Origin of the sequence: Pleurocapsa sp. FMAR1 (genome assembly GCF_963665995.1) — a bacterium.
GTDB lineage: Bacteria > Cyanobacteriota > Cyanobacteriia > Cyanobacteriales > Xenococcaceae > Waterburya.
In genome coordinates this window covers 3,647,369-3,659,940 of the sequence record NZ_OY762512.1, presented here as the reverse complement: position 1 = coordinate 3,659,940, position 12,572 = coordinate 3,647,369, and the positions used below count along the sequence as shown (strand labels likewise).

Annotated in this window: 10 protein-coding genes; 7 read left to right on the top strand and 3 right to left on the bottom strand. The window is 38.6% G+C overall.

Annotated features, from left to right (window positions below; genetic code table 11):
- Nucleotides 1-52 precede the first annotated feature (52 nt).
- Nucleotides 53-466 carry a hypothetical protein gene (locus tag SLP02_RS17845; protein ID WP_319422089.1) on the bottom strand — a complete coding sequence of 138 codons (414 nt, stop codon included), beginning with the start codon at nucleotides 464-466 and terminating at the stop codon, nucleotides 53-55.
- A 510-nt stretch (nucleotides 467-976) separates the two neighbouring features.
- On the opposite strand from SLP02_RS17845, the gene SLP02_RS17840 reads away from it, so the two are divergent.
- From SLP02_RS17840 to SLP02_RS17825, 4 genes are all read left to right on the top strand, one after another.
- Nucleotides 977-1,942: a circadian clock protein KaiA gene (locus SLP02_RS17840; protein ID WP_319422088.1), complete on the top strand. Its 966-nt coding sequence runs from the start codon at nucleotides 977-979 to the stop codon at nucleotides 1,940-1,942.
- Nucleotides 1,943-2,251: 309 nt separating this feature from the next.
- Complete coding sequence (kaiB, locus tag SLP02_RS17835) at nucleotides 2,252-2,560, top strand: circadian clock protein KaiB (RefSeq protein WP_319422087.1); 309 nt, start codon at nucleotides 2,252-2,254, stop codon at nucleotides 2,558-2,560.
- Between the two features lie 103 nt (nucleotides 2,561-2,663).
- On the top strand, nucleotides 2,664-4,244 hold the full coding sequence (kaiC, locus tag SLP02_RS17830) for a circadian clock protein KaiC (RefSeq protein ID WP_319422086.1): 1,581 nt from the start codon (nucleotides 2,664-2,666) through the stop codon (nucleotides 4,242-4,244).
- Between the two features lie 423 nt (nucleotides 4,245-4,667).
- On the top strand, nucleotides 4,668-6,242 hold the full coding sequence (locus tag SLP02_RS17825; protein ID WP_319422085.1) for a serine/threonine-protein kinase: 1,575 nt from the start codon (nucleotides 4,668-4,670) through the stop codon (nucleotides 6,240-6,242).
- 38 nt (nucleotides 6,243-6,280) lie between these two features.
- Here SLP02_RS17825 and gmk read toward each other — a convergent pair whose 3' ends face one another.
- Both gmk and remA read right to left on the bottom strand, forming a co-directional pair.
- Nucleotides 6,281-6,853, bottom strand: a complete 573-nt coding sequence (gene gmk / locus SLP02_RS17820; RefSeq protein ID WP_319422084.1) for a guanylate kinase — start codon at nucleotides 6,851-6,853, stop codon at nucleotides 6,281-6,283.
- 27 nt (nucleotides 6,854-6,880) lie between these two features.
- The gene (gene remA, locus SLP02_RS17815) at nucleotides 6,881-7,129 is read right to left on the bottom strand and encodes an extracellular matrix/biofilm regulator RemA (RefSeq protein ID WP_319422083.1); all 249 of its coding nucleotides are present in this window, start codon (nucleotides 7,127-7,129) and stop codon (nucleotides 6,881-6,883) included.
- Nucleotides 7,130-7,343: 214 nt separating this feature from the next.
- On the opposite strand from remA, the gene SLP02_RS17810 reads away from it, so the two are divergent.
- The 3 genes from SLP02_RS17810 (at nucleotide 7,344) to mrdA (ending at nucleotide 12,519) form a co-directional block, all read left to right on the top strand.
- Nucleotides 7,344-9,092 carry an Rqc2 family fibronectin-binding protein gene (locus tag SLP02_RS17810; RefSeq protein WP_319422082.1) on the top strand — a complete coding sequence of 583 codons (1,749 nt, stop codon included), beginning with the start codon at nucleotides 7,344-7,346 and terminating at the stop codon, nucleotides 9,090-9,092.
- Between the two features lie 328 nt (nucleotides 9,093-9,420).
- Complete coding sequence (gene corA, locus SLP02_RS17805; protein WP_319422081.1) at nucleotides 9,421-10,581, top strand: magnesium/cobalt transporter CorA; 1,161 nt, start codon at nucleotides 9,421-9,423, stop codon at nucleotides 10,579-10,581.
- A 171-nt stretch (nucleotides 10,582-10,752) separates the two neighbouring features.
- Entirely contained in the window at nucleotides 10,753-12,519 is a 1,767-nt protein-coding gene (gene mrdA, locus SLP02_RS17800) for a penicillin-binding protein 2 (RefSeq protein ID WP_319422080.1), read from the top strand.
- The last annotated feature ends 53 nt before the right edge of the window (nucleotides 12,520-12,572 follow it).

The following is a 12,572-nucleotide window of genomic DNA, read 5'->3' as shown; positions in this document are numbered from 1 at the left end:
TAGCGATAGTTCGCTCAAAGTTTGCTGCTAAATATCTAAGTATTCGTGAGGTTTATAGCCTTCTTTGTAGCTTACCCAACTCATCAATTATTAAATATTCGCGATCTCTCAATGAAACATCTTCTAAATTATTTAAAAACTCTTGCAGTTTAATCTTGCCCGAAAGAGCGATCGCTGACTTGATTAAATGTTCAAAATTTTTGTATTTTAGGTGAGAAATATCTTCTTGACGAGCTATTCTCGGATGACTAATCATGGCTACACAATCTCTTTGCCATAGTTGAGCCATCAACGATAGCAAATCTTGAGAGCTAAGTGTTCCCCAGGCATTATTTTTTAAGGGAAGTGCAATTATTTGGCAATTACCATGCTTAAAAATATTTAAGATACTCCCCAAATCTGCTTCTGGTTGACAGATGGGAATTGAATAGGCAAAATCGTTCAGAGTAAGAGCGTGACTAAACATAAATTCTCGTTTTTTTGTCTTCCAGAAGAGAAATTGGCTAACGTCTACAGCAGACTAGGTTCTACCATTCTCGAGCAAAGCAATTTTAGACTTATTAGCAACTATTGATTTGACCAACCCTTAGAGATCACTCCGCCTTTACAAGGCGGAAAACAGTTGACATTATGCTCAATTAAAAAGAAATTTTATCTTGCAATTTAGCCAGTCTAATTTAGCAAGATGCTATCTCTATATATTTATACATCTTATTACCTTTGGTGAGTTGGTTCACTATTGCTTTAAATTGTGTTTTATTACAATTCGCAAAGTCGAACAATAAATGTTAAATTTTTATAAATATTAAATATTTAATATTTATTGACGTTATTAAAACATCGTCAGTTCATGGTGCTTGCGTTCTCTGAGCATCATATAGGCTTCTATGGGCTGCTCTAGTCTTGATAGCGGTGCCTTATTTTATTTCAGATTCAAATGTAACTCTGACAACCATAACGTAGAATTTACTCAGCAATGTCAGATTATCAAGACAATTTTTGTTCAACTGAAAAGATTAGAAGCAAACTGCATATTTGTTTGTTTTATACCCAACAGCAGTTGGCTAAATTAGTTATTGAGCGATTAAATAGCGATCGCTTTAAAGTTAAAGATCTTAGTTTAAGTAGTAATCTAGTTGGTTTTTTGACCGACAATGAACAGATAGACTGCATTGTTTTAGTCAAAGATAGTCAATCAAGTTCAGCCTTGGAGGAGTTATGGCAATCAAGAATTTTACTGCCTATGGTAATAGTCGAGACTGAACAGCCTGCTAATCCTAAGCTTGAATTAGCAGATGATTGCAACTTTCTTGACGATATTACTCAAGCTTGCATTATTTATCATCAAGCAGAAATACATCTGTATCCAACTCAGCTAGCAGAAATCAATACTTATATTAACCTGGCTATTACTACATTTTTGAGCCTCTCTCCTAGTTCTAATCTTAATATTCACAAGACTATAAATGAACCAGAAACAGAAAAAGTGCATAGATCGCTTGTATTACAACAGCGTCGGCTAACGGAAAAAATCCAAGCAAGACTGGAAGAATATTTAGGGATTTATTACAAACGCCAATCCAGCCTTTTTTACCGCAATCTATCTAAACAAGAGCAAGAAAAATTAGACCAAAAATTAAGCCAAAGCTACTGTCAAATTTTGCTGGAATACTTTAATGAGAACTCAGAAATAAATAAGCTAATTGATGAGTTTGTCGATCAAGCTTTTTTTGCTGATATTTCTACTTCGCAAATTCTCGAAATACACATGAAATTAATTGATGAATTTTCTTATCAGTTACAAATAGAAGGCAGAAATGATGACATTTTGCTTGACTATCGTTTGCCACTGATTGATATTACCGCTCACCTTTGTGAAATGTATCGTCGCTCTATTCCTGGAGGAGACTTCTCCCTAGAATTATTGTTTGCAGTAGAATAATATTAAATCTTGGGATAAAATACTTTAATGTTGTGCAAGTTCCAAAAGCGCAATTATACATGGTGCTTCGCTTCAATTTTCGCGCTTGCCTGCATATAGTCAGAAGACTTTGGCTAGATCCATAAAAAGAGTGTTTTATAAATCAAATTTAGTATAAATGGTTAATTGCTTTGCTGCTAAAGGGTAATTTGGTATTGGAAACAAAGCCTGCTTCAAGCTCAAATTTATAACAACAATGCCCAACTATATTAAGTCAAGTAAAATTATGAGCGCGATCGCCTCATCTCAACGCATAAATTATTCAACATTATGGATCAATTTAGAAAAACCTATGTACTCAAGCTATACGTAGCGGGAAACACACCAAACTCAGTTAGAGCTTTGAAGACTTTAAAGGACATTTTAGAGAAAGATTTTCAGGGAGTTTATGCTCTTAAAGTGATTGATGTCTTAAAGAGTCCTCAGTTAGCTGAAGAAGACAAAATCTTGGCAACTCCAACCCTATCTAAGGTTTTACCGCCTCCTGTTCGTAAAATAATTGGCGATTTGAGCGATCGCGAAAAGGTTTTGATTGGCTTAGATTTGCTTTACGAAGAAATCCGTGAGCGAGAAAGGTAACGTCATATTCATCGCATTGGATGTAAAATATTATACTGCCGTGACCAAAGTTAAACGGCGATTGCTTTAAATAAGCAAATAAGAACCATCATTCTTAGCTTAGATGAACGAACCAAATCCTAATCAACCAGCAACAGAACTATCTACCAAAGGAGTTCGCAAAATCCGCACCATGATTGAAGGATTTGACGAAATCACCCATGGCGGTTTGCCCGCTAATAGAACAACTTTAGTTAGTGGAACATCTGGTACAGGTAAAACCCTGTTAGCCATTCAGTTTCTTTATCTAGGAATTGAATTTTTTGATTGTCCTGGTGTTTTTGTTACCTTTGAAGAATCCCCAAAAGATATTATTGAAAATGCCTGTAGTTTTGGCTGGGATTTACAAAGCTTAATCGATCGCGGCAAATTATTTATTTTAGATGCTTCCCCCGATCCTGAAGGGCAAGAAGTAGTAGGGAATTTTGACCTATCGGCATTGATCGAACGTATTCAGTATGCAATACGTAAATATAAGGCGCAGCTAGTCTCAATTGACTCGGTTACGGCAGTATTTCAACAGTATGATGCAGCTTCAGTAGTAAGGCGAGAAATTTTTCGTTTAGTAGCCCGTCTCAAGCAGCTAGAAGTTACTTCTATCCTAACTACTGAAAGGGTGGAAGAATACGGCTCTGTTGCCCGTTTTGGAGTAGAAGAATTTGTTTCGGACAACGTAATTATTATCCGCAATGTCTTAGAAGGAGAACGTCGGCGACGTACCATTGAAATTCTCAAGCTGCGGGGTACTACCCACATGAAAGGAGAATATCCTTTCACGATTACCAATGACGGGATTAATATCTTTCCCCTTGGTGCTATGCGTCTTACTCAACGTTCATCTAACGTACGACGTTCTTCAGGAGTTAAAACTCTCGACAAGCTCTGTGGCGGTGGCTTTTTCAAAGACTCGATTATTTTGGTTACGGGAGCAACAGGAACAGGCAAAACTCTATTAGTAAGCAAGTTCCTAGAAGAGGGGTGTCGTCAAGGTGAAAGAGCCGTACTGTTTGCCTATGAAGAATCTAGAGCGCAGCTATCTCGTAATGCCTCCTCTTGGGGGGTAGATTTTGAGGAGATGGAGCGTAAAGGCTTACTTAAATTACTTTGCTGTTATCCAGAATCAGCGGGTTTAGAAGATCATTTACAGATGATTAAGTCTGAGATTACTAATTTTAAGCCTGCTCGCATCGCGATCGATTCCCTTTCGGCGTTAGCTAGGGGAGTTAGTAATAATGCCTTCCGTCAGTTTGTCATTGGCGTTACTGGTTATGCCAAACAAGAAGAGATCACAGGCTTTTTTACCAACACTACCGATCGATTTTTGGGGGCTAATTCAATTACCGAGTCCCATATTTCTACTATTACCGATACGATTATTCTTTTACAATATGTAGAAATTCGCGGTGAAATGTCTCGTGCCATGAACGTCTTTAAGATGCGTGGTTCATGGCATGACAAAGGTATTAGAGAATATGTGATTAGCTCTGATGCACCAGAAATCCCCTTTATTAAAGAATCTTTTCGTAACTACGAAGGCATTATTAGTGGTTCACCATCTCGTGTATCTTTAAACGAAAAAAGCGAGCTATCAAGAATTGCTAGAAACGTCAAGGATATAGGTATTGACTCAAAAGACGAAGGATAAGCTATAGAGTATGACCTTCCGTAAAAATCATAATTGATAATTATCAAAAACCAGACAATATAGCATTTCTCAGTTTACTGAAGTACATCTAACTTCTGCCTAGCTGCGGCGAACAAGCCTTGCTGCCTAGCTGCGGTGGGTACACCTTGCTGCCCTCTGCCTTAAAACGATTTACTTTGTACCTGACTAATTTGAGAACCGCTATATTGTTTGTAGATAACAATCAGAGTAAGCAACTAATGCTTTTACCTTACACACTTAACTATCAATAAACTGTTTAACTCAACTGATTTTAAAAATTTTAGGATATGCTGGTGAGGAAATAGCTGGGAACTAATTGTTTTAAACCAAGAAGTTAGCTATTGAGCGAATTCGCTCTCTCAAAAAACATATTTGTCAGACAGAGCCTTGTAGGTATTTTGAATGAGCTATTGCCTAAATCCATCCTGTCCCAAACCAGTTAATCATCCTAAGTCTAAACTCTGTCAAGCGTGCGGAGCAAAATTGCTGTTACATGGTCGCTATCACTTAGTTAAAGGTTTAGGTAAAGGGGGTTTTGGCGCAACTTTTCTAGCTGCCGATCTCGCTCTTCCAGGAAGACCTTTGTGTGTAATTAAGCAACTACGTCCCAATACAGACAATCCTAACTTCTTGTCCATGGCAAGGGAATTATTTGAAAGAGAAGCCAGAACATTAGGCAGAATTGGTAATCATCCTAAGATACCTAGACTGCTAGATTATTTTGAGGATCGCAATCAATTTTATTTAATTCAAGAGTTTGTTGAGGGCAACAATCTTCAGCAGGAAGTCAAAAAAATTGGCGTTTTGAATGAGGCAAAGGCAAGACAGGTACTCAAAGAACTTTTGGTGATTCTGCGAGATATTCACGCTCAAAAAGTTATTCACCGAGATATCAAACCTGCTAACATTATTCGCCGCGAAATAGACGATCAGTTAGTTTTAATTGACTTTGGAGTAGTTAAAAATCAAGTTGACAATATTAGTGCAGCAGGTTCTAATCAAACGGCATTTACTGCTTTTGCAGTCGGTACTCCTGGCTTTGCTCCTCCTGAACAGTTAGCTATGCGTCCTGTTTATGCTAGCGATGTCTATGCCCTTGGTGTTACCTGTATGTATTTAATGACGGGAAAAGCACCTAAAAATATGGATTGCGATCCCATTACTGGAGATATTGATTGGTTTAAATATGTTGATGTCAGCGATAGTTTTGCGGAAATTTTGACCAAGATGCTAGAGGTAGCGGTCAAAAGCCGTTATAAAAGTGCCGAAGAAGTATTGCAGGTACTAGACTTAGAAAATCATGTAGATAGCCTATCTAACAGTATGCTTAGTTTTCCTACCGCTAATGAGCCTCCTAGTACTCTTGCTAATCGCTCAAGAATGGCGTACTCTCGACGGGATACTACATCTAGTTCTAAAGGTGACATCAGGATGTCCCGTCAGACAGGCAGAATGGCTTATACCTCCAGATATTCGAGAAATGCTGCTCAAACTAGTGCTAGTTCCGCTTCTTTCAGTCAAGCTGCTAAAAACCCTCCTAAGCCTGCAAAAATTTCGGCTGAAGAGGTTTTAAAAGCCTATAGTTCTGGTAGAAAAGACTTTGGCTTAAAAGATATGACCATGCAAGATCTACAAAAAGCCGATTTATCCGAATCTAAGTTTCACGATTCTAAATTAATCAGAGTCAACTTTCAGGGAGCAGATTTAAATAAAACCAGCTTTACAAGTTGTGATATGCGTCAGGCTATGTTGCGTAATGCTGACTTAACTCGCGCTCTGTTTAATGCTGCCAATTTGGAAGATGTAGATCTTCGTGGTGCAAATTTGAGCTATGTCAATTTTAGAGACACTAAGCTCAAGGGGGCAAATCTCTGTGGTGCTAATCTAAGCAATACTAATTTAACTAAAAAACAGCTAGAAGAAGTCAAAACAAACTGGATGACTATTATGCCTTCAGGAAAACGAGGATTTTGGTAAAACGTTTAAAAATCATACCCTGATTCACCAACGCCAGCTTACTCAGTATTCTCAGAAAAAATAGCCTTTTCTAACTTAGAGATCGCCTTTTCTAAATCATCATTGACAATTTGAACTTCAAATTCATCTTTGGCTGCCATTTCTTCTCTAGCAATCTTTAACCGTTGGACGATTGACTCTTCTGAGTTTTTGCCTCTGCTTCTAATTCTCTGTTCTAGTTCCTCAATAGAAGGAGGCATAATAAAAATACGGCAAGCGGCAGGAAACATATTGGCGATCGCTCTAGCTCCTCTTAACTCTATTTCTAAAATGACGTAGTTTCCCTGCTCGATTTGTTCTAATACCTGAGCTTTGGGCGTGCCATAATAATTTCCCGCGTATTCTGCCCATTCTAAAAGTTCATGATTAAGAATTGCCGTTTCAAAGTCTTTTTGACTCAGAAAATAATAATTTATGCCTTCGGTTTCTCCTGAACGAGGTTGTCTAGTAGTAGCAGAAACAGACACCCGTAGTTGAGGATAGCGTTGCAATAGTAGACTGACAATCGTACCCTTTCCTACACCACTTGGTCCTGTGATGACGATGAGTTTACCTAGCTGTTCTACTGACATTGATGATAATCTAATCTAGTTAGGATTCTATTCTTTATTAACTACAAATCGATGAGCCACAGTCTCAGGCTGTATTGCGGACAATACTACATGAGATGAATCTGTAATAATGACAGCGCGAGTACGGCGACCATAAGTTGCATCTATTAATAAGCTTTTCTCTCTTGCTTCGGTAATAATCCTTTTGATAGGTGCGGATTCTGGGCTAACAATAGCAATAATACGATTAGCGGAAACTATATTACCAAAACCAATATTAATTAATTGAATATCCATAATTATTTGTGAATTGCGACTTTTAGAGTGATTTATCGCCAAGTTTAGAAAATATAATTTTAATATTATAGTTAAAAACTTTGATTTACAAGCAAAATGGCATATAGACGAGGTTATTTTCGGAAATTTTAGCTTTTAGCACCAATCTAAACGCTTTGTAGCCAGAATTACAGTAATTTAATTATTTATTTGAACTTTTATTATATTTACTATTATGCAACCAGTTGACTACACGACCTTGATGGCAAGCTGCAATGAACTTAATCGAGACTGGATTCCTGCTCGTATTGAGCAGATATATCAACGCGATCGCTTTACCATCTCTTTAGCTTTACGCACCCTCAAAGCCAAGCCTTGGCTGACTATTTGCTGGCATCCTGAAGCAGCCAGAATCAATATTGGCGATCCCCCACCCAGGGTTAAGGACACTTTTACCTTTAGCGATCAGCTTCGCCATCAGCTTAATGGTTTAGCTTTAATTGATATTAAGGCGATCGCAGCTTGGGAAAGAGTCTTGGATCTCCAGTTCGCCAACCGTCCAGGAGAAGCCCCTCTTTGGCATTTATACGTAGAGATTATGGGCAAATATAGTAACGTCATTCTTACCGATGCCGACCAACAAATTATTACCCCTGCCCGTCAAATTAGTGCTGCTCAATCTAGTGTGCGTCCGATCCAAACTGGTCAAGGTTACGAGATGCCCCCACCCCTGACTGGTACAACTCCTAAGCTAGAAGAATCTTCTGCACGCTGGCAAGAAAGAGTAAGCCTAATTCCTGGTAATCTGCAACGTCAGTTACTTAAGTCATATCGTGGTTTAAGCCCTAGAGTAGCAGAAGAAATTATTATTGCAGCAGGTTTATCACCCCAGCAGAATACAGATACTTTAGAAGCTGAACATTGGCAGGAGTTATTTAGCTACTGGCAAAAGTGGCTGATGGTTTTAAATAATCGTCAGTTCGATCCTGGCTGGTTAGCCAATGGTTATACAGTCTTGGGCTGGAATAAAATTGAATCAGCAGAGCGAGTGCAAACTTTACTTCATCACTACTACACCGACGAGGTTAATCAACAGCAGTTTAAGCAACTGCACCATCAGCTAAATCAGAAATTAACTAATCTGCTCAAAAAGCTAAACGTCAAAGCCAATAAATTCCGTCAACGTTTACAACAGTCTGCCGATGCGGATAGCGATCGCTCCTCAGCAGATTTGTTAATGGCACATCTTCATGAATGGCAGCCAGGCATGAAGTCAATAACTTTGAATGATTTTGAAACAGGCAAGCCAGTTAAAATCAAGCTTAATCCTGAAAAAAACGCGGTGCAGAATGCTCAGGCTCTCTATAAAAATAGCCAGAAGCTAAAAAGAGCCAAAGGGGCAGTTGTCCCTTTGCTGGCAGAAGTAGATAGTGAAATTAATTATTTATCTCAGGTGCAAACAGCCTTAAATCAGCTACAGGGAGAAAAAGTAATTGGTAGCTCGGAAAATCTCCACGCTCTAGAAGAAATTAAAGAAGAGCTAGTTCAACAAAATTATTTTGCTGTCGAACGTCAGGCAGATGACAGAAAAGTAGACCGAGATACCCAACCCTATCGCTATACTGCTCCATCTGGATGTGAAATTTGGATTGGACGCAATAATCGTCAAAACGATATTTTAACTTTCCGTACTGCCGTAGAATATGACCTCTGGTTTCATACCCAAGAAATACCTGGTAGTCATGTATTGCTGCGTTTAAATCCAGGTACAGTTCCCAGTGAGGCAGATCTTCAGTTTACTGCCGATCTGACAGCCTATTACAGTCAAGCTCGCGAAAGTGAACAAGTCCCAGTGACGTATACCAAGCCTAAATATGTTTACAAACCCAAAGGTGCAAAGCCTGGAATGGTAATTTATAAACAAGAAACAGTTATTTGGGGTAAACCTCAAGTAGCCAAAAAATATCTTTCTCAAAGAACATAAACTTTAGTTGAGAGATCTAAATCACATCATTTCATAACCTGCTAGCGTAAAATTGGTGTAACAGACAATACGGTTATTATTTTTTTACAAAAATAGCGTATCTTCTGTTACAATTCTTAGTTAAGTCAAAGATTGAAAGTTGCTTTTTCGGGAACGCGCAACAAAAGATTTTTCCAGGCTTAAATAACAACAACATTTTACTTAGCCAGCGATCGCGATCGCTGGTATTTTTTTTAGGTAATAATAAAATCAGAGATTACTCCGCCCGTTTAGAGCGGAGTAATCGACGATCGTCGATCGATATCTTTAAGTGGACATCTACCTTCTCATGAGTTACGTAAATCAAGTAAACCAGAATTCAAAGACAGCCACAGAAGAGGAAGAAGATTTATTTGATTATGCTTATGAGCAGCCAGGCAGTATGCCAGGTACGCTCAATATTGAAGATGATGCAGACTTACCTGAGATAATTTTAATTGACTACAATCGCGATCGCGTCAAAAGAATTAACAACCTAACCCCTGAAGCCTGTGCCGAACATCTCGATACAGAATCAGTATCATGGCTTGATGTTAAGGGTTTGGGTAGCGAAAACATTTTGCAAAGACTAGGCAAAGTATTTGGCTTACATCCTTTGGTATTAGAAGACGTGGTTAATGTTCCCCAAAGACCAAAGGTTGAAGATTATCCGCAACAGTTAGTAATTATTACTCAAATGGTTATCCCCAAAACTTCAGGAGAGGGGTTTTGGTTAGAACAAGTGAGTTTGGTAGTCGGCAAGAACTATGTATTGACCGTACAAGAAAAACCAGAAAAAGACTGTTTTCGACCAGTGAGAAGGCGAATTAAATTTAAAAAAGGAAACATTACCACCATGGGAGCAGATTATCTAGCTTATGCTCTTTGGGATGCAATTATAGATGGTTTTTTCCCCGTTTTAGAAATTTATGGCGAAAAGATAGAAGACCTAGAAGACGAAGTTCTTTTTAATCCTACTAACCAAAGTTTGGCTAAAGTTTATCAAATAAAAAGAGAACTATTAGCTTTACGTAGAGCAATTTGGCCTCAAAGAAATGCCTTAAATAAATTGATCAGAGACGGTAGTAGCTTTGTAGATCCAGAGATTTTAATCTTTTTGAGAGACTGTTATGACCACGCTGTACAAATTATTGACATTATTGAAACATACCGTGAATTAGCCTCTAGTTTAACCGATATTTATCTGTCTGCTATTAACAATAAAATGAATGAAGTTATGAAACTATTAACGGTAATTTCCAGTATTTTTATTCCTCTGACTTTTATCGTTGGTATCTATGGCATGAACTTTAATCCCGACAAGTCTCCTTGGAATATGCCAGAGTTAGACTGGTATTGGGGATATCCTTTTTGTTGGCTAGTCATGATAGCGATCGCAGCTTCTTTGATTTATTTCTTTTGGCGGCGAGGTTGGTTTGAAAACTTTTCTAAAATACCCAAACAAAAATAAAATTAGCGGATTGAAGAAACAAATTCCTTGATGATGTAATTATTATCTAGATTGGGAAAACTAAAAGATATAGTTCGCTGCTTAAATGTATCTTTGCCCAACTAAACTTATCTCGATCGTGAAATATTAAACGTCTCTAAAAGTTTAGGACTGATAATAAATAACTTATATATGTTACAAACCAAGTCTCAAGAGCCAATTAATCGTAGTGTAGGCAGACAGTTGCAAACAATTCCTCTTGCCATGGTAATTAGTTTGATTCTTTTTGGAGGAATTGGCTGGCGTTTGAGTTATTTACAAATACAACGGGGAGACTTAAACCAATTAAAAGCCGATCAAAACCGAACTCGTATTGTTCCCAAACCACCAGTTAGAGGCAGCATTCTAGATCGTCAGGGAAAAGTTTTAGCCACCAATCGTTCATCTTATTCTGCTTACTTGTGGCCCAAGGCATACAAACAAAAAAACTGGGTAAAAAACCGCGATATTATTGCTGCAATCTTAAATATTGATGCCCAAGATTTACAAAAAAGAGTAGAAGAAGCAGGATATAACTATCCGAGCTTAATTCCCATTGCTCGTCATCTAACTCCAGCGCAAATTACGGCACTAGAAGAATATCATTCTCAGTTTCAGTGGGTGGAAATAGATATTGGCAAAGTAAGATACTACCCCCAAGGAAACTTTGCTGCTCATATTCTCGGCTATACAGGGGAATTAGACCAAGAGCAATTAGAGCAAAAAAAATCAAAAGGTTATCGTCTTGGGGACGTAATCGGCAAAATGGGCGTAGAGTCTGGCTATGAATCTGAACTTAGAGGCAAATGGGGTGGATTAAAGCTCGAAGTTGATGGTGGAGGACGCATTATTCGATATTTGGGTGAAAATCCCGCCAAATTAGGCAAAGATATTAAATTAACCATTGATGCTGATGTGCAAAAAGCTGCCGAAGCTGCTTTAGGAACAAGAAAAGGCGCAATTGTTGCTTTAGATCCTAATAATGGCGCGGTGTTGGCGATGGCGAGTTATCCTAGCTTCGATCCCAATATTTTTTCTACTTCTGTGACGACAGAAACCTGGAAGGAATTACAGGCGCAGGGTAATCCTTTCCTCAATATGGCTTTACGGGCTTTTCCTCCCGCTTCTACATTTAAAATAGTTACCGATACAGCAGGAATGGAATCGGGAAAGTATCCTCCTAACACTATTTTGGGTACATATCCCTATTTATCTGTCGGGGGGACAAGATTTGGAGAATGGAATAAAAGCGGTTTTGGACCATTAGGATATGTATCTGCCTTGGCTTGGAGTAGTAATACTTTTCATGGTCAAATTGGACAGGGAGTTGGCGGCGAAGAGTTAATCAAATGGGCAAGAGCTTATGGTTTAGGGAAATTAACAGGCATCGAATTACAAGGAGAAACAGCAGGACTGATTGCCGACGATGCTTGGAAACGCCGTAATTTTGACAATTGGGGCTGGACTGTAGGGGATACGGTTAATATGTCGATCGGTCAAGGGTTTACCACCGCCACGCCTTTACAAATAGCCGTTATGTTTAGTGCGATCGCGAATAATGGATATCGAGTAAAGCCTCATTTACGAGAAACAGATAATCAAACCAAACAAGCTCAAAGAGTAAACCTAAACCTCAAGCCCACTACCTTATCTACTATTCAACAAGGACTTAGAGCCGTAGTCAACGGAGGAACAGGGACAAAATTAAATTCTCCTGATATTCCCCCAGGGGCAGGAAAAAGCGGTACGGCAGAAGCACCTCCAGGAGAAGCTCATACTTGGTTTGGAGCTTATGCCCCTTTTGATAAACCAGAAATTGTGGTGGTGGCTTTTGCTGAACATTCTGGTGGTGGCGGTGGTTCGGTAGCTGCACCTTTGGTAAGACAGGTAATGGAAGCTTATTTTAAACTTAAAAAGTAGTGTGTTTGTATTAAAACTAATAGCTGATGGCTGATAGCTAAAATCAGTTGACA